The sequence below is a fragment of the Variovorax sp. YR634 genome, assembly GCF_900106655.1.
In the GTDB taxonomy this organism is placed as follows: domain Bacteria; phylum Pseudomonadota; class Gammaproteobacteria; order Burkholderiales; family Burkholderiaceae_C; genus Variovorax.
In genome coordinates this window covers 37,026-55,569 of record NZ_FNOL01000028.1, presented here as the reverse complement: position 1 = coordinate 55,569, position 18,544 = coordinate 37,026, and the positions used below count along the sequence as shown (strand labels likewise).

At 64.2% G+C, this 18,544-nt stretch carries 14 protein-coding genes; 12 read left to right on the top strand and 2 right to left on the bottom strand.

What is annotated here, in order from left to right; all coding sequences use genetic code 11:
• Window positions 1-170: 170 nt before the first annotated feature.
• On the top strand, window positions 171-2,462 hold the full coding sequence (locus tag BLV60_RS30325) for a LamG-like jellyroll fold domain-containing protein (protein WP_256329643.1): 2,292 nt from the start codon (window positions 171-173) through the stop codon (window positions 2,460-2,462).
• Between the two features lie 115 nt (window positions 2,463-2,577).
• On the opposite strand, the gene BLV60_RS30320 is transcribed toward BLV60_RS30325, so the two are convergent.
• Both BLV60_RS30320 and BLV60_RS30315 read right to left on the bottom strand, forming a co-directional pair.
• Window positions 2,578-3,654, bottom strand: coding sequence for a HAMP domain-containing sensor histidine kinase (locus BLV60_RS30320; RefSeq protein WP_093059015.1), 1,077 nt, complete (start codon window positions 3,652-3,654; stop codon window positions 2,578-2,580).
• Window positions 3,654-4,349 (bottom strand): response regulator transcription factor, encoded by a 696-nt coding sequence (locus BLV60_RS30315; RefSeq protein WP_093059014.1) that lies wholly within the window; start codon window positions 4,347-4,349, stop codon window positions 3,654-3,656. Before BLV60_RS30315 ends, BLV60_RS30320 begins: the two co-directional genes overlap by 1 nt.
• Before the next feature lie 187 nt (window positions 4,350-4,536).
• On the opposite strand from BLV60_RS30315, the gene BLV60_RS30310 reads away from it, so the two are divergent.
• The 11 genes from BLV60_RS30310 to BLV60_RS30260 all read left to right on the top strand — a co-directional run bounded on the left by BLV60_RS30310 (window position 4,537) and on the right by BLV60_RS30260 (window position 18,541).
• Window positions 4,537-5,955, top strand: coding sequence for an efflux transporter outer membrane subunit (locus BLV60_RS30310; protein WP_256329642.1), 1,419 nt, complete (start codon window positions 4,537-4,539; stop codon window positions 5,953-5,955).
• Window positions 5,956-5,963: 8 nt separating this feature from the next.
• Window positions 5,964-7,091 carry an efflux RND transporter periplasmic adaptor subunit gene (locus BLV60_RS30305; protein WP_256329641.1) on the top strand — a complete coding sequence of 376 codons (1,128 nt, stop codon included), beginning with the start codon at window positions 5,964-5,966 and terminating at the stop codon, window positions 7,089-7,091.
• Window positions 7,088-10,195 carry an efflux RND transporter permease subunit gene (locus BLV60_RS30300; RefSeq protein ID WP_093059011.1) on the top strand — a complete coding sequence of 1,036 codons (3,108 nt, stop codon included), beginning with the start codon at window positions 7,088-7,090 and terminating at the stop codon, window positions 10,193-10,195. Before BLV60_RS30305 ends, BLV60_RS30300 begins: the two co-directional genes overlap by 4 nt.
• A gap of 60 nt (window positions 10,196-10,255) precedes the next feature.
• Window positions 10,256-12,364 carry a type IV pilus secretin PilQ gene (pilQ, locus tag BLV60_RS30295; protein WP_093059010.1) on the top strand — a complete coding sequence of 703 codons (2,109 nt, stop codon included), beginning with the start codon at window positions 10,256-10,258 and terminating at the stop codon, window positions 12,362-12,364.
• Between the two features lie 303 nt (window positions 12,365-12,667).
• Window positions 12,668-13,582, top strand: a complete 915-nt coding sequence (locus BLV60_RS30290; protein ID WP_093059009.1) for a LysR family transcriptional regulator — start codon at window positions 12,668-12,670, stop codon at window positions 13,580-13,582.
• A 145-nt stretch (window positions 13,583-13,727) separates the two neighbouring features.
• On the top strand, window positions 13,728-14,144 hold the full coding sequence (gene madL / locus BLV60_RS30285; protein ID WP_093059008.1) for a malonate transporter subunit MadL: 417 nt from the start codon (window positions 13,728-13,730) through the stop codon (window positions 14,142-14,144).
• A gap of 5 nt (window positions 14,145-14,149) precedes the next feature.
• Window positions 14,150-14,914 (top strand): malonate transporter subunit MadM, encoded by a 765-nt coding sequence (gene madM, locus BLV60_RS30280; protein ID WP_093059033.1) that lies wholly within the window; start codon window positions 14,150-14,152, stop codon window positions 14,912-14,914.
• Between the two features lie 11 nt (window positions 14,915-14,925).
• Entirely contained in the window at window positions 14,926-16,608 is a 1,683-nt protein-coding gene (gene mdcA, locus BLV60_RS30275) for a malonate decarboxylase subunit alpha (protein ID WP_093059007.1), read from the top strand.
• Between the two features lie 12 nt (window positions 16,609-16,620).
• The gene (gene mdcC, locus BLV60_RS30270) at window positions 16,621-16,950 is read left to right on the top strand and encodes a malonate decarboxylase acyl carrier protein (protein WP_371127418.1); all 330 of its coding nucleotides are present in this window, start codon (window positions 16,621-16,623) and stop codon (window positions 16,948-16,950) included.
• Entirely contained in the window at window positions 16,947-17,843 is an 897-nt protein-coding gene (locus BLV60_RS30265; RefSeq protein ID WP_093059005.1) for a biotin-independent malonate decarboxylase subunit beta, read from the top strand. The genes mdcC and BLV60_RS30265 overlap by 4 nt, the downstream gene beginning before the upstream one ends.
• Complete coding sequence (locus BLV60_RS30260) at window positions 17,840-18,541, top strand: biotin-independent malonate decarboxylase subunit gamma (protein WP_093059004.1); 702 nt, start codon at window positions 17,840-17,842, stop codon at window positions 18,539-18,541. The genes BLV60_RS30265 and BLV60_RS30260 overlap by 4 nt, the downstream gene beginning before the upstream one ends.
• The last annotated feature ends 3 nt before the right edge of the window (window positions 18,542-18,544 follow it).

The following is an 18,544-nucleotide window of genomic DNA, read 5'->3' as shown; positions in this document are numbered from 1 at the left end:
TTAATTGCCTGGGTCGATTTCCCGGAATATTGAGTCAATGACTTGTGAATTCGTACATTTTGCGCGGTAATTAATTCACGAAAACATCATATTTGGCAAATAAAGTTCCGCTTTTCGAAGTCGTTCGCAATTCCGCGGAAGAGCTTCGATGCGTCCCTGACTTTTATGCCATGACTGAAAATTACTCTCCTGAAGAAAAAGCCGGCCTCGATCAATTGGCTTCCGTTCCGGAAAACAGGCGCCGGGAACTGCTGAAGCTCATGTTGGCCGGCTCGGTCACCGGCATGGCAATCGCGCTGCCCGGGTGCGGCGGCGGCGGCAATGGCGCGGGCGCCACGGCCTTTCCGGCAACAGGAGGGAGCGGGACATCGGCAGGCGCGTCGCCGGGCAATTCGTCGCCCCCAGCCAGTTCTGGCGCCGCCGCTCAAAAGATATCCAGCTTCACCATTTCCGTGCTTCCTGATACCCAGTTCTATCCCAGGTATGCATCGGAAAAGATGGGTGAGCTCTATCAAAAACTGTATTCGGGAATAGATCCGAAATACGACAATCCATTCAAAACCCAAACGCAATGGATCGCGCAAAACGCCAAGCTGCTGAAAATGCCATTCACCATCCATCTTGGCGATATCGTTGACCAGTCCTGGTACTACACATCGGAAAAATCGACCCCCTGGAGCGCCTCGACCGATCTCGTTGGCAATGGCCAGATCGGCAATGGCCAGGTCACGAAGGAATGGGAGCTTGCAAGCCAGGCAATGCAGGTGCTCGAGGCGGCCCAATGCCCTTACTCAATCTGCGCGGGAAATCATGACGTAGGGGCCATCGACTCTGATATGCAATGGGGCCCGGACTGGGGCGTCGGAGTCACCGGCTTCGCCAACAACGACGGCTACCAGGACGGCGGCAGTCATCGGGTGGGCCTGTTCGAGCCCTACTTGCAGGTGTTCCCCGCGGAGCGCGCGAAGAGGCAGGCGACATTCGGCGGAAGGCACGTTTCCGGGTTCCACGAATATCACGTCTTCGAAGCCGAAGGAAACAAATTCCTTGTGCTGTCGATGTCGTGGCGAGCATCTGACGATGCGATCGGCTGGGCCAACCAGGTCATCCAGGCGAACAAGACGCTCCCCGTCATCCTGGTGAATCACCAGTTGGTCGGAATCGGCAGCGACGGGAAGACCGCAGCCGATACCGCCTATTCGAACTACATGTGGGACAAGCTCATCAAGGACAACGACCAGATCTTCATGGCGGTCAGCGGCCATTACCACGGCTCCTGCACGAGCACGAAGAAGAATTCCCGCGGCAACGATGTGTACCTGATGGTGGTGGACTACCAGATGGCCTACATGGGCGGCAACGGTCTCATGCGGATGTTCGAGTTCGATCTCACCAACAAGAAGATCTTCGCCAGTTCGTTCTCTCCGTGGGTTCCCTTGAAGCCGGCCGCCACGCTCAACGAGTTCGACGCCGCCTGGCTGTCCGACTCGAACCAGTCCTTCACGCTGGACCTGGATTTTGTCCGGAGGTTTGCTTCCTTCAATCCGAACTTCACCGTTCCGGACGGTTCATCGGACAGCGGCCTGACAGACGCGGCCAGGAAAATCATCCTGACAAACTACAGCCAGCCTCCACAGAAGGCCGCAAGGCTTCCGACGAGCACCGAGGATTACCCGAAGGTCGGCAGCACGCTGGCGCACTGGCGTTTCTTCAATGCGTCGGCAGCCGACGGGGATCTTTTTCCCTATCAGCCCGGGCAGCAAATCCAGGACAGTTCGGCTGAAGGAAAGAACCCGATTTCGGTGAACACGTGGATGGGCTCGCCCGGTGATCTGGTCTGGTCGACAAGCCATCATCCGCTGTCGGCCGCGCCCGGAAGCCTGCGTTTCCTGAATGCCACGAAGACCAAGTCTTCCTACTTCACCACCGACCAGAATTCGGCGCTGAACGTGGAAACCTTCCCCTCGGGCTACACCATCGAGGCATTCGTCAATATCGATCCAGGTTTCGATGCGACGACGAATGGATGGATGGGCATCCTGTACCGCCTGGGCGCGCGATCGCAGCTGCCTGGTTTCGGATCGGGCGAGGGCGATTGCGCACTGATGTTCGCCTTTTCAAACCTGATGGAATTCCAGTGGGAAATTGTCCCGGTGAACCAGGCGACCAATCTGACCTGCTGGTCCGGAGGCGTGTCGGCCGGCCAGTGGCTGCACATTGCCATCGTGAACGACCCCTCCGCGTCGTATGCGACCACCATGTACGTGGAAGGAGCGCCCGTCCTGCGGAACAACACAAACATGCAGGGCATTCAATACGTGAGCCCCACCCAGCAAATTGCCATCGGCTGCGGTCAGTGGGCCGGGAACATGTCGACCGGCTTCTTGGGAAGCATTGGTGAAATCCGCATCGTTGGCGTCCCCCTGACTTCCGACAAGTGGCTGACGGCCAGGGCAACCTGACCTGACTGCCGGGGCCGCGTGCCGCCGTTTGGCCGACGCAAGTTATGTAAAGGTGCCATCCACCCGGCGAAGCTTCATGGCCATGCGGGCACCGCAGAGTCGCGTGACACCTGCCTCACTCGAAGGGGGCGGACGCTCCTTGGGGAGAAGGCAGGATCAGCTTCACCAAAAGGCCTCCGCCTTCGCGCGGCGATGCCGTGACGCTTCCGTTGTGCATCTGCATCGCGCGACGAGCAATGGCCAGGCCGAGGCCCACGCCGTGCACCTGCTCGCCTTCTTCGGCACGGAAGAAGGGCTCAAAAATCTTTTCCAACAACGAGGGCGACACGCCCGGGCCTCGATCAGCCACTGCGATGACGAGAGCGCCTGTCTGCGAATCGACCTGCACATTGACTTCCACGATGCCGCACGGCGGGCTGTACTTGACGGCGTTGCGGATGACGTTCTCGAAAGCGCGATAGATCAACTCGCCATGCACTTCAACGACAAAACTTCCGTGAGCATCGGTGCTCACGCGGCGACCCGTGGCGCGGGCTTCGAAGTCGGCGTCCTCCGTGATGTCGTCCAGCAGCTCGATCAGATCCACCCGCTCAAGTGGTGCGACGGACGCACCAGCCTCCAGGCGATGCAGCGTGAGCAACTCCTCGATCAGGCCATCCAGTCGCTCGCTTTCGTTCTTGATGCGAAGAAGCATGGCCTCGGTCAGCTCGGGATCTTGTCGTGACAGACCGATGGCGGCTTGAATTCGAGTCAGTGGGGAACGCAGTTCATGAGAGATGTCGTGCAGCAGAACACGTCGCGATTCCACGACCAGTTGCAACTGTTCGGCCATCCGGTCGACGTCCCGCGCCAGATCGGCGATCTCGTCGCGCCGGCGCCCCATCAGCGGCGATATGCGGGTATCGAGATGGCCCTGAGCAACACGGTGAAGCGCCCAACGCAAATGGCGCAGCGGGCGAGACAGGTACCAGGAGAGTGCGAGGCCGATCACCAGTATGGCAATGAGCCCGGAAAGCAGCGGGACGATCGGCGTGTAGCCAAGGGACGGCATGCCGTCCGGCTGCGGCGGAGGGAATGGGTGGTTGGTGAGCATCAGGTAGGCGGCGGTGCCGACCATCGACAAGATCATGCTCAGCGACAAGGCAAGCAAGAGCTTCCAGAACAGCCTTCCGACTGTTGGCCTGAGTGGCATCAGCCCTCCAGCAACTGGTAGCCCAAGCCGCGCACGCTCTGAATCCAGGATTGGCCGTCCGAGCGGGTCCCCAGCTTCTGCCTGATGGCACTGATGTGCACATCGATACGACGGTCAAAACGTACGAGCGAACGGTCGAAGGCTTGCAGCGAAATGTCCTGCTTGCTGACGAGCTTGCCCACATGGCTTGCAAGCACCTCCAGCAGGCTGAATTCCGTACCCGTGAGTTCGAGTGGCTCGCCGTGCCACGTCGCCCGGCGGCTGCCGGGCCACAACACAAGTTCTCCCGCCTTGAGTACGCGCGGCGCGGACGATGGCTCGGCTGCAGCCCTTGCTTCCGTGCGTCGCAGAATTGCGCGTATGCGTGCAACCAGCTCGGCCGGCGTGCATGGCTTTGACACGTAGTCGTCGGCGCCCATGTTCAGCCCGACGATCTTGTCGACATTGTCTCCGCGGGCAGTCAGCATGAGGACGGGCACTGCGCTGCGCTCCCGGATGCGCCGAAGCACCTCGATGCCGGACAGGCGCGGCATCATGATGTCCAGCACCACGATGGAATAGAGGTTGGTGGCTGCCTCGCCAGCACCGGTGCCGCCATCGTGCACGGCGCGGACATCGAAGCCCTCGTACCCCAGGTACTGGGACAGCATGGTGGTGAGTTCGACGTCGTCGTCGATCAGCAGGACTCGGTGCATGGCTTGGTTCTGGGCGAGAGCCGACAGTTTGGCATCAGATGCTGCGTCGATGGCGAACCACGGCCATCTTTTACCCAGCTTAACTCTCCCGAACCGCATCCAACAGAGGCTCTCCCTACGATGGGTTCGAACGAAGAACCCTATGCATGCTTCTCAAATTCTCTCCCCCGGAAGGCGGGTGCACGCGATGGCGCTGCTCGCTCTTGGCGTCATGCTGGCCGGCTGTGCGGCCGGTCCGGAATATCACCCGCCGACGCCATCGGTGGCCGCAACTTGGCAGGCGGTGGTGCCGCACGATGGCAGTGTCGGTGCGATGGTCGACTGGTGGCGCCAGTTCGACGATCCGGTCCTTGGCCGGCTGATCGTGCAGGCGGAAGCCGACAGTCCGAGTCTGGACAAAGCCTGGACGAAGATCGAGAAGGCGCGCGCAACGCTGACCACGACGCGAGCGGACGGCTTGCCCAGCCTGAGCGGCAGCGGTTCGCTATCGCGCGCAAGGCAGCAGACGACCGAAGGCAGCGCGCCGGTGCTTGCCACCAGCCGCAGCGCCGACCTCGATGCCTCCTGGGAACTGGATCTGTTCGGCAAGGTGCGCCGCAATGCGCAGGCGGCGCAGGCGCGCATCGATGCGCGCGTGGACGATTGGCACGACGCACGGGTCTCGCTGGCGGCCGAGGTGGCCGACACCTATGTGCAATACCGCGCCTGCGGCCTGCTGGCCCAGGCCTATGAGCGTGAACTGGCCTCGATGACCGAGACCGAAAAGGCCACCGCCGTTGCGGTGCGTGCCGGGTTCACTGCGCCTTCCGATGGGGCGCTCGCGCGAGCCAGCCTGGCGAGCACCACGTCCACGCTGTTGTCGCAGCGTGCCGAATGCGAACTGCTGGTGAAGTCGCTCGTCAATCTCACCGGCTTCGATGAGGCCGCGCTGCGAGCCCTGATGGCGCACGCTGGCGCACAGGTGCCGCAGCCAGCCGCGCTGGCAGTTCCGAGCGTGCCCGCTCAGGCCCTGCGCCAACGCCCCGACCTGGCCGCGAGCGAGCGGGAACTCGCGGCTTCGAGCGCCGAGATCGGCGCCGCGGTGGCGGATCTGTACCCGAGCCTTTCGCTGACCGGATCGATCACGGTCTCGGCCTCCAACCTCGCTTCGTCGGTCACCACTTGGTCCCTGGGCCCGTCGCTGTCGATTCCGATCTTCGACGCCGGCAAGCGCCGCGCGGCAGTGGACAGCGCGCAAGCGAGCTACAGGTCGGCGTTGGCCGACTACCGGCAAAGTGTGCGCGACGCCGTGAAGGAGATCGAGCAGGCGCTGGTCCGCCTTGACAGTACCGCCCGACGCGCGGACCAGGCCGGGCAGGCGGCGCAGGAATATCGCCGCTACTTCGAAGCGACGGAAGTGAACTGGCGTGCCGGCGGCGCAAGCCTGCTCACGTTGGAAGAGGCGCGGCGCTCGGCGCTGTCCGCCCAGATCGATGAGATCGCGCTGCAGCGCAACCGCGTCCAGTACTGGATCGCTCTCTACAAGGCATTGGGCGGCGGCTGGCAGCCCGATTCGCCCGCATTGCCGCCGCAGGCGGTGGCGGCGCAGCAGACAAACAATCAATGAGGTTTACCGTGAATCGAAAGTTCTTTATCGGGACCGCGGCACTCGCCGTGGCGCTCGGGCTGGGGCTTGTCGCCTGGCTGGCCCGCCCGGCCGGGGACGCCCGCGTGCCCGATGCCGACGCCCGGGCTCCCAGCGTGCTGACAGTCGAGGTGGTTGCGCCCCAGACGCAGAATTGGCCGCAGACACTGCAGGCGAGTGGACCGGTAACGGCCTGGCAGGAGGTCATCGTCAGCCCCGAGACCGGTGGCCTGCGCATCGCTGAACTGCTGGTGGATGTGGGCGCGAGCGTCAAGCGCGGCCAGCTTCTTGCGCGGCTGGCGGACGCGACCGTGAAAGCCGAGGTGCGCAAGCAGGAAGCCGCTGTCGCACAGGCCCGCGCCTCGCTCGACCAGGCGGTCTCCAACACGCGGCGCGCGAAGATCGCCGAAAGCAGCGGCGCGCTGTCGGCGCAGAAGATCGAGGAGTACCGGATCACCGAAGCCACCTCGCGCGCCTCGCTCGCTTCCGCGCAAGCCGAGCTCGACAGCAGCAAGCTCAAGCTCATCCAGACGCGCATCGTCGCTGCCGACGACGGCATCGTGTCCTCGAAGTCGGCAGTGCTGGGCAATGTGGTCAGTGCGGGCGCGGAGCTGTTCCGCCTGGTGCGGCAGGCCAAGGTCGAATGGCGCCCGGAGCTCGATGCCCGGCAGGTCGCTCTCGTGCGTGTGGGTCAGATCGCACGCGTCACATTGCCCAGCGGCGAGCAGGTGGAAGGCAAGGTCCGGCTGGTGAGCCCGACGCTGAGCACCACCACCGGCCGTGGCACCGTCTACGCGAGCCTGCCCGCGGCCAACGCGTCGCGCGCCGGCATGTTCGCCAACGGCACGCTGGAACTCGACGCCAAATCCGCGCTCACGCTGCCGCAGTCGGCGATCGTGATGCGCGACGGCCGCTCGTATGTGTACGTGGTCGGCAGCGGTGACAAGGTGAGCAGCCATCCGGTCGCCACCGGACGTCGCCAGGGCGACCGCATCGAGGTGCTGTCCGGGCTCTCCGGCGATGCGCGCGTCGTTGCCGGCGGAGGCGCTTTCCTGTCGGAGGGCGTACAGGTCACGGTGGCCGGCGCAGCCAAGGCGCAGACAGGGGGCTCGCAGTGAACTTTTCCTCCTGGTCGATCCGCAATCCGGTTCCCTCTGTTCTGCTGTTCATCCTCCTCACGGCCTTGGGTCTGATCGGCTTCAGGAGCCTGCAGATCCAGGATTTTCCCGACACGGATTTGCCGACCATCCAGGTCTCGGCCACGCTCGAAGGCACCGCGCCATCGCAGCTGGAGACCGAGGTGGCGCGCAAGATCGAGGACAAGCTGGCTTCCCTGACGCGGCTGGACCACATCACCACCAAGATTACCGATGGCACGGTGAGCATCAGCGTCAGCTTCGAGATCGACAAGAACAGCGAAGAAGCGCTGAGCGAGGTCCGCAACGCGGTGGACAGCGCGCGCGCCGATCTGCCTGCCAGCATGGCTTCGCCCACGGTCTCGAAGCAGACTTCGGCGAGCTCGGCGTTGCTGACCTACACCGTCGAATCGACCAAGCTCGACGACCAGGATCTGTCCTGGCTCGTCGACAACACGGTGACCAAGGCGCTGCTGGCCGTCAAGGGCGTCGCCAAGGTCGAGCGTGTTGGCGGCATTGATCGGGAGGTTCACGTGGACCTCGATCCCACGCTGATGGCGGGCCTGGGCGTGACACCGTCCGACGTTTCCACGCAGCTCAAGGCGGTGCAGAAAGAAAGCTCGGGCGGTGAGGGGGCCGTGGGCGGGCAGAAGCAGTCCACGCGCACCATCGTCACCGCTGGCACGGCCGAGGAGATTGCCGCGATCACCGTGCCGATCTCGAATGGACTCTACGTGCGGCTGGACCAGATCGCGCGGGTCAGCGACATCCATGCCGACCGTACGACCATGGCCTTTCGTGATGGCCGGCCGGTGATCGGCTTCCAGGTCACGCGTTCGCGCGGCTATTCGGACGTGGGCGTGGCCGAGGCCACGCGCAGCGCGATCGAGCGCTTCTCCAAGGCACATCCCGAGGCGAGCATCACCGAGGCCTCGAACACGGTGACGCCGATCGAGGACAACTACACAGGCTCGATGCACCTGCTGTACGAAGGTGCATTCCTGGCGATCCTGGTGGTGTGGTGGTTCCTGCGCGACTGGCGCGCCACGCTCATCTCGGCCACCGCGCTGCCGCTGTCCATCATTCCGGCCTTCGGCTTCATGGCGCTGGCGGGCTATTCGCTCAACGTCATCACGCTGCTGTCGCTGTCGCTGGTGGTCGGCATCCTGGTGGATGACGCGATTGTCGAGATCGAGAACATCGAACGCCACCTGCTGATGGGAAAGACGCCATATCAAGCGGCGATGGAGGCGGCCGACGAGATCGGACTGGCCGTGATCGCCACCACCTTCGCACTTGTCGCGGTCTTCCTGCCCACGGCCTTCATGGGCGGCATTCCCGGAAAGTTCTTCCGGCAGTTCGGCGTGACCGCCTCGGTGGCGGTTCTGGCCTCGCTGCTGGTGGCGCGGCTTTTGACGCCGATGATGGCGGCCTATCTGCTCAAGCCGAAGACGCCGGGACATCACGAGATATCGACCGACGGTGCGACCATGACCCGCTATCTCGGCTGGGTCCGGGCGAGCCTGTCGCGGCGCAAGGCCACGGTGCTGGCGGCCACGGCCTTCTTTGGCCTGGCACTGCTCATCATCCCCTTCATTCCGACCGCCTTCATCCCGGCGCAGGACAAGGCGCAGAGCACCCTGACGATCAAGCTCGCGCCGGGCAGCACCTTGCAGGACACCGCGGCGACCAGCCAACGTGCGTCTCAGATGCTGCGCACACTGCCCGAGGTGAAAGGCGTATTTGTCTCGGTCGGCACGGCCACGAGCGGTGGTGGCATGAGCGTCAGCTCTTCGACCGACGTGACCAGCGCCACGCTCACCGTCGATCTGGTGCCGCGTGGCGAGCGAAAACTCAAGCAATCGGGTGTCGAGGCCAAGATGCGCGAGATGCTGCGAGCGCTTCCCGGCGCCCGTATCACAGTCGGGGCCGGCGCCAACGGAGAGTCGCTGGACATCACGCTGGCGAGTGACGATCCGCAGATCCTTGCCAGCGCGGCGGCGCAGGCAGAGTCGCAGCTGCGCACGCTCAAGGGCATTGGCAACGTGACCTCCAGCGCTTCGTTGCAGCGCCCGGAGATCCAGGTGCGCCCCGACACCGCTCGTGCCGCTGCGCTGGGTGTCACGTCGGAAGCGCTGGCCGACGCAGTGCGCCTGGCCACCTACGGCGACTATTCCAACTCGCTGCCCAAACTCAACCTGCCGGAGCGCCAGATCGCGATCCGCGTGCTCATGGATCCGTCGGTGCGCGGCAACCTCGATGCCATCGCGCAGCTGCGAGTCAAGGGCAGCGGCGGCAACGTGGACCTGGGCTCGGTGGCCGAGATCGTGATGGGCAGCGGCCCGTCGCAGATCGACCGATTGGACCGCTCGCGCAACGTGACGCTCAGTGTCGAGTTGAACGGACGCACGATCGGCGAGGTGCAGCGCGAAGCCATGGCGTTGCCCGCGCTGAAGTCTTTGCCGGCTGGCGTGCACCAGGTGGAACAAGGCGAATTGCAGCGCATGTCCGAACTGTTCCAGAGCTTCGGCGTTGCGATGGCAATCGGGATCTTTTGCATCTATGCGGTGCTGGTGCTGCTGTTCCATGACTTCCTGCAACCCGGCACCATCCTCAGTGCCTTGCCGCTGGCAATGGGCGGCGCCATGTTCGCGCTGTGGCTCACGCACCAGGCATTTTCGATGTCGGTGGTCATCGGCGTTCTGATGCTGATGGGCATCGTCACGAAGAATTCGATCCTGCTCGTCGAGTACGCCATCGTGGCGCGCCGCGACCGAGGCATGGGCCGGTTCGACGCGCTGATCGATGCCTGCCACAAGCGCGCTCGCCCGATCGTGATGACGACCATCGCAATGGGCGCCGGCATGCTGCCCAACGCACTGGGGCTCGGTGCGGAGCCCAGTTTTCGCCAGCCGATGGCGATCGTCGTGATTGGAGGTCTGCTGACGTCCACCGCGCTGAGCTTGCTGGTCGTGCCGGTGATCTTCACTTACGTAGACGACCTCTTGCAGTGGGGGCGTGGCCTCGTGTCACGCAGGAGCGCCACACGCGCTGCGCCCGAGCAGGCCCTGCAGGCGGCCGAATGAAGACCGCGCAGGTCCGCCGATCAACTTTTTCCCGATCGCTGCAGTAACAAAAGGCCCAACGTGAACGAACAACAATCTGCCATCGCGCGATGGCTGCGTACCGCATGTCTGCTGCTCTGCGTGTGGGGAGGCGCAGCAGCAGCCCAGACGCAAAACGTGATCGAATCGGTCACGTCTTCGGTGCAATCCGGTGCAGAGGTCATCCGCATCGATTTTTCCCAGCCGCTTGCCGCGGCGCCGACGGGTTTCACCATCCAGTCGCCTGCACGCATCGCCCTTGACTTTCCCGGCGTCACGAACGGCGTTGGCCGCGCGCCCATCGAAATCAACCAGGGCAATCTGCGCTCCGTCAACGTGGCGCAGGCCGGCGAGCGCACGCGTCTGGTGCTGAATCTCAAACAGGCAACGACCTACACGACCCAGGTTCAGGGCCAATCGCTGCTCGTGTCACTCGGTCCTGTCGCCGGTGCGGCGCTCAACGCGCCCATGTCTTCCACCTTTGCGGAGAACCGCAGCAGGGACACCTTGCCGTTGCGTGACGTTGACTTCCGCCTGGGCTCGGACGGCGCCGGCCGCGTGATCGTCGATCTGGCCAACAGCCAGGTGGGCGTAGACATTCGGCAGCAAGGCAAGAACCTGGTCGTCGAATTCACCAAGTCCACGCTGCCCGAAGGTTTGCGCCGCCGCATGGACGTGGCGGATTTCGGCACCCCCGTCCAGTGGGTGACGGTGCAGCAATCGGATGATCGCGTGCGCATGACCATCGAGCCCAAGGGCGACTGGGAGCACAGCGCCTACCAGAGCGAGAACCGGTTCGTCGTGGAAGTGCGCCCGCGCAAGGTCGATCCGACCAAGCTCACGCAGGGCGTGAGCTACAGCGGCGAGAAGCTCTCGCTGAACTTCCAGAACATCGATATCCGTTCGCTGCTGCAGGTGATCGCCGACTTCACGAACTTCAACATCGTGACCTCGGACTCGGTGAGCGGCGCACTGACGCTGCGGCTGAAGGACGTGCCCTGGGACCAGGCCCTGGACATCATCTTGCAGGCGAAGAACCTGGGCGTGCGCAAGAACGGCGGCGTGCTTTGGATCGCGCCCAAGGATGAAATCAATGCCAAGGAAAAGCTCGAATTCGAAGCGCAGGCCACCATACAGAGCCTGGAGCCGATTCGTACCCAGTCGTTTCAGCTGAACTACACCAAGGCCGCGACCCTTGTGCAAGGCCTGACGGGTAGCGGCGGAGGTGGAGGTGGAAGTGGGGGAGGCGGATCGGGTACGCCCACACGCATCCTGAGTCCGCGCGGCAGTGTGATCGCCGAGGCGCGCACCAACCAGCTCTTTGTCTCGGACATCCCCTCGCGGCTTCAGCAGGTCGCCGAGCTGATCCAGAAGCTCGATGTGCCGGTGCGACAGGTACTGATCGAGGCGCGCATCGTCGAGGCATCGGACACCTTCAGCAAATCGCTGGGCGTCAAGCTGGGTGGATCGTCCAAGGGCAGCAACAGTTCGATCGGCACCCAGGCGACGACGAGCAGCGACGGCACCGTGTCGTACTCGTCGACCTCCAGCAGCAACTTCGTCAACCTGCCGGCCAGCAGTTCCAGTGGCACTTCCACGGGAACCTTCGCGGTTTCGCTCTACAACTCCAGCATGTCGAAGATTTTGAATCTGGAAATATCCGCGCTGGAAGAAGACGGCAAGGGCAAGGTCGTGGCGAGCCCTCGGGTCGTCACGGCCGACCAAACCAAGGCCCTGATCGAACAGGGGACTGAACTTCCTTACCAGTCTGCCACGTCGAGCGGTGCGACCTCGGTCTCCTTCAGGAAGGCGAATCTCAGGCTCGAGGTCACACCGCAGATCACGCCAGAAGGAAACATCATCCTGACGCTGGATGTGAACAAGGATTCCGTCGGCCAGTCGACCACTGCGGGCTACGCCATCAACACGAAGCACGTTCAGACCGAAGTGCTCGTAGAAAACGGAGGGACTGTCGTGATCGGCGGGATCTTCGAACTGTCGGAAACGAACGACGAGTCACGGATACCGGTACTCGGCGAATTGCCCTATGTCGGAGTGCTGTTCCGATCACGCACCCGCGAGGTCAAGAAGAGCGAACTGCTGATCTTCATCACCCCGAAGATGATTACCGATCGGAATGCGGCCCGCTAGCCGCGATGCGATGTAGGTGCGAGAAATTAATGTCGGCAGTCACCTGGCCCTGCGCATCGATGCGTCCTGTACTTTGGTTCGGACGGCATGGCGGAAGCAGGCAGCGGTTCGATGAACATCCCGACCTCTCCAGCGTGAATGCCGATCCTTCGAACGAACGCCCGGCGCGGCCATGCCATCAACTTTGCCTCCGGTGCGTACTCCGAGGGGGCCAGAAAGTTCACTGCACGCCCGCGTCCTTGGAGCGCCAGGCCGGCCGAGCGCACCAAAGGGCTAGGATGTGGACTGATCTGCGAGACCATCATGCACGCCCGTGTCGACGAAGAAATCACTTTCCGCAAGCTTGAGACGCTGATTGCGTTCATGGAAACCGGCAATCTTGCGCGCGCGGCCGAGCGGCTCGAGGTCAGCACGGTGAGCGTTCACCGTGCCTTGCACTCTCTGGAAGTCGGCGTGCGCTGCGCGCTGTTTCGTCATGAGGGTCGCAATCTTCATCCCACCGAAGCCGCGCATGCGCTGGCCGAAGTGGCGCGCGAGGTGCTGCACACCATGTCCGCGGGCATCCGCTCCACGCGCGAGGTCGCCGGCTACTCGGCCGATCGCATCCGCATCGGGTCGCTCTACTCGCTGACCATCCGCACTGTGCCCGCGGTCCTCGTCCACATGAAGGTGCGCAAGCCCAGCCTTGAGACCGAGCTCGTACTCGGCTCCAACGCGGATCTGCTGCAGAAAATTCGCGACGGCGCCGTCGATGCGGCGCTGATGGCGGTCCCGGAAGAGGCTGGCGACATCGTTTCGGAGCCGCTGTTCGAAGACGACATCTACTTCGCGGCCCCTATGGGATCGCGCTTCGCCGCGCTCGATTGCGTCGACCTGAGCGAATGTTCCGACGAGAAATTCGTCAGCCTCAAGGAGGGGTTCGCTACCTACAACGGGTTCGTGGAGGCCTTTCGCGTGGCGAACTTCACTCCCAACGTGGTGATGAAGACCGGCGACATCTTCTCGCTGATGAACCTGGTCAGCGGTGGCATTGGCTACACGCTGCTGCCAGGGCGCGTGCGCGACCTGTTCTCGCAGAAGGTCCAACTGATTCCGCTGGCGCCCAAGTACCTGATGCGCCAGACCTTGGGAGTCAGCTTCCTGCGTACACGCGAGCGTGACCCGAACCTGCTTGCGCTGCTCGCGGTATGCAGGAGCGCCAGAGCCGAACTGGCCTGAGCGCGCCATCGCATTGGCACCCTCGATCGTTTCGCTGAGAGTAACTGTCGTCGACTGCCGTTAATTGATTGCGGCCGGGCAAGCCGATACCGTACGTCTCCAGGAACAGCGCCCCTCGCGCGCCGTCACTCCGGAGACATAACCCATGATCATCTACGGCACCGCGCTGCTGGCCTTGTGCCATCTGCTGGGCATTTTTCTGGGCGACCTGCTGGGTCAGGCGCTGGGTGTAAAGACCAACGTCGGCGGCGTGGGCATCGCGATGCTGCTGCTCATCACGGCGCGCATCTACATGCACAGGAAGGGCATCCTGCCCAAGCTGACCGAATTGGGCGTGGAGTACTGGGGCGCCATGTACATCCCGGTGGTGGTCGCCATGGCGGCGCAGCAGGACATGGTTTCCGCGTTGCGCGGTGGACCCGTCGCACTACTTTCGGCGCTGGCGGCCGTTGCCGTCTGCGCGGTGGTGATCTCGCTGATCAATCGCATGGAGCATCCGGTCGCCAGCTCGCAGGCCGAGCCGGTGCGCAACGACAACCCTCTTCTCAACGAGGCGGAATGAGCGCCATGCTTGAAATCCTCGAAAAAGCGGCCTTGCAGAACGGCCTGGTCAGCGCCTTCATGGTCGTGGGGTTGATCGTGCTGCTTTCCGGCCAGATCTCGCGCCGCCTGACCTTCGGGCGCGTGCACGGATCGGCCATCGCCATCGTGATCGGACTCATCCTCGCCTATTGGGGCGGCACCCGGACCGGGGGCCACAAAGGCCTGGCCGATATGTCGCTGTTTGGAGGCATCGGCCTGATGGGCGGGGCCATGCTGCGCGATTTCGCGATTGTTGCCACGGCCTTTGAAGTGCAGGTGACCGAAGCTCGCCAGGCGGGGCTCATCGGAGTGATCTCGCTGTTGCTCGGGACGCTGCTGCCCTTTGTAGTGGGCGCCGCGATCGCCTGGAGCTTCGGCTACTCCGACGCGGTCAGCATGACAACGATCGGCGCCGGGGCCGTCACCTACATCGTGGGCCCCGTCACGGGGGCGGCCATCGGTGCCAGCCCCGACGTGATGGCGCTGAGCATCGCGACCGGCCTGGTCAAGGCCATCCTCGTGATGGTCGGCACCCCGATGGCTGCACGCTTCCTGCGCCTGAAGACGCCGCGCTCGGCGATGGTCTTCGGCGGCCTTGCCGGCACTGTGAGCGGCGTGTCGGCCGGCCTCGCGGCCACCGATCGCAAGCTGGTGCCCTACGGTGCGCTGGTCGCTACTTTCCATACCGGACTGGGCTGCCTTCTGGGCCCATCCGTGCTGTTTTTTGCCGTCAAGGCGGTGATGGGTTGAGGAATGGACGAATGGATCGCATGAACTGGAACACCAGGACCGAAAACCGCGCAGGCCGGTTGGCCCGCGCCGCGCAGGCGCTTGGCACGCAGTGCCAGGACAAGCTGGTGGCCACCGAAGCGATCGGCACGCTGCTGGAGGCCGTGCTGGAGCCGGGCGACCGGGTCTGCCTGGAAGGCAACAACCAGAAGCAGGCCGACTTTCTGGCCCGAGCGTTGGTGCAGGTCGACACGGCGCGGGTGCACGGCCTGCACATGGTGCAGTCGGTACTCGCGCTGCCCGAACACCTGGACTTGTTCGAAAACGGCGTGGCGAGCCGGTTGGACTTCAGCTTCTCGGGGCCGCAGGGCGCGCGCCTGGCCAAGCTGGTGTCGGCCGGGCGCATCGAGATCGGTGCGATCCACACCTACCTGGAGCTTTTCGCGCGCTACTTCGTCGACCTTACGCCACGCGTGGCGTTGGTGGCGGCCCATGCCGCGGACGCGGAGGGGAACCTCTACACCGGCCCCAACACCGAGGACACTCCCGCCATTGTCGAAGCCACCGCTTTTTCCGGCGGCATCGTGATCGCGCAGGTCAACGAACTGGTGGATGGCCGCACCACCACGCTGCCGCGCATCGACATACCGGCGGACTGGGTGAGCTTCGTGGTGAAAGCGCCGCGCCCCAATTTCATCGAGCCTTTGTTCACGCGCGACCCGGCGCAGATCAGCGAGATTCAGGTGCTGATGGCCATGATGGCGATCAAGGGCATCTACGCCGAATACGGCGTGCAGCGCCTGAACCACGGCATCGGCTTCGACACGGCCGCGATCGAGCTGCTGCTGCCGACCTATGCCGAGTCGCTCGGCCTCAAGGGCAAGATCTGCAAGCACTGGGCGCTCAACCCGCATCCCGCGCTGATTCCGGCGATCGAGGCAGGCTGGGTCGAATCGGTGCATTCCTTCGGCTCCGAGCTGGGCATGGAGGACTACATCCGCGCGCGCTCCGACGTGTTCTTCACCGGCCCGGACGGGTCGCTGCGCAGCAACCGCGCGTTCTGCCAGGCCGCAGGGCACTACGCCTGCGACCTCTTCATCGGGTCGACGCTGCAGATCGACCTCGACGGCAACAGCTCGACCGCCACGCTGGGACGCATTGCGGGCTTCGGCGGTGCGCCCAACATGGGCGCCGACGCGCGCGGTCGACGCCACACGAGCCCGGCCTGGCTCAAGGCGGGCCAGGAAGCGCGCGCGGGCCGCGGCGGCGCGGCCGGCACGCCGCGTGGCCAGAAGCTGGTGGTGCAGATGGTCGAAACCTTCCGCGAGCACATGCAGCCCGCCTTCGTCGACCGGCTGGACGCATGGCAGTTGGCGGAACAGTCGGGCATGGAACTGCCGCCGATCATGATCTACGGCGACGACGTGAGTCACATCCTTACCGAGGAAGGCATCGCCAACCTGCTGTTGTGCCGCAACGATGCAGAGCGCGAGCAGGCGATCCGAGGCGTAGCGGGCTACACGGCGGTCGGGCTGGGGCGCGACAAGCGCGCGGTGGAGAACCTGCGCGACCGCGGCGTGATTCGCCGGCCGGAGGATCTGGGCATCGACCCGCGCGACGCCACGCGCAACCTTCTGGCCGCACGCAGCATGCGCGACATCGTGCGCGCCTCGGGTGGGCTGTACCAGCCGCCCCAACGATTCAGGAACTGGTAGGAAACAACCATCATGAGCATTCCAGCAGGACTCGAAATCCTGGACTTTTCCTTCCCCGGGCAGCGCATCGCGGACACCTTTGCGCCAGTCCTGGTCGGCGTGGTCGGCTCGGGCAACCTCGAGGTGATGCTCGAGAGCGCTGCCGGCGATGACTGCACCGTGCGCATCGAGACCTCGGCGCGCGGCTTCGAACCCATCTGGCGGGCCGTGCTGGCGGACTTCCACGAGCGGCATCCGCTCGGAGGCATCCGCATCTCGATCAATGACATGGGCGCCACCCCCGCAGTGGTGGGCCTGCGGCTCGGCCAGGCCGTGGCCGAACTGCCGGGAGCATCGTCATGAGCCTCAGCTATGCCGAATGCACGGCGCGTGAGCGCCTGGCCCTTCTGCTGGATGCGGGCAGCTTCCACGAGTGGCTGCCGCCGTCCGAGCGGCTGACCAGCCCGCACCTTGCCCAACTGGGTGTGCCCTGTGCTTTCGACGATGGCGTTGCGATCGGCCGCGCCACATTGGCCGGTCGCACGGTCTTCGTTGCCGCGCAGGAGGGCGCCTTCATGGGCGGCGGCGTTGGCGAGGTGCATGGCGCCAAGCTCGTGGGCCTGCTGCAGCGCGCACTGCGCGATCGGCCAACGGCGGTGCTGCTGCTGGCCGAGTCCGGTGGAGTGCGGCTGCACGAAGCCAATGCCGGCCTGATTGCAGTGTCGGAGGTGATGCGCTCGGTGCTCGACGTGCGTGCGGCGGGCATCCCTGTGATCACGCTGATCGGCGGCGCGAACGGTTGCTTCGGTGGCATGGGCATCGTCGCGCGCTGCACTGACTACATCGTGATGAGCGACAGCGGCCGGCTGGCCATGTCCGGCCCCGAGGTGATCGAGGCTTCCTTCGGTGTGGAGGAGTTCGATTCGCGCGACCGCGCCCTGGTGTGGCGTACCACCGGCGGCAAACACCGTTGGCTGACAGGCGATTGCGACGAGCTCGTCGAAGACGATGTGCAGGCCTTCCGCGAGGCGGCTATCTGCGCGCTCTCGGCCGCGAAGCCGGTCACGTCGGCATTGCTGGAGACCGAACACGCGCTGCTGAGTGCGCGCTTGCGCGATATGCCGCCACCCAGCGAGGACCTGGACGATGCAATGGCGCTCTGGCAGCGCCTGGGCGTGGCCGATGCGCAGCGCATTCCCGACATTGACGTGGCCGCCATGCATGCCTTGCGCGGGGCCACGGAGGCACAAAGATGAAATGGAACACGTTGGTCACGCAACTTTTCGGCCCTTTCCACGGCATGCGAGAGGTCGGCGATTTTCTCCAGGGGGAGGTCTTGTTCGAGGGCGAGTTGCTCACGGTCATCGGGACAACGAATCATGCTTCGATCGGCGTTCGACTCGCGTTGGCGCAAGCCCGCGTGGTGCTTGACACGATCTCGCAGCATCCGGGTCGACCGATCCTGCTGCTCATCGATACCCAGGGCCAGCAGCTGCGCCGACGCGACGAATTGCTCGGTATCAATCGCGCCATGGCACACCTCGGTATGTGCATCGACCTTGCGCGGCGGAATGGGCATCGAGTGATTGGACTGGTGTACGACCAGGCGTTGTCGGGCGGCTTCATCACCTCGGGACTGATCGCCGATGCGTGCGATGCGCTGCCTGAGGCGGAAATCCGTGTCATGCGCATCCCTGCGATGGCACGCGTGACCAAGTTGCCGGAGGCCATGCTCACCGAGCTTTCCGAATCGAATCCTGTGTTTGCGCCCGGTGTCGGCAACTACGTGGCCATGGGCGGAGTGCGCGCCCTCTGGGAGGGCAATCTGCAGGTGGCGTTGCGTGCTGCGTTGTCCGAAGCGACAGGTGAGGACCGACGTGCCAGGGATGGCGCCTTGCGCGGCGGCCGCAAGCTCGCCGCCGACGTGGCGCAACGTGTGCTCGATGCTGCCTGAGGT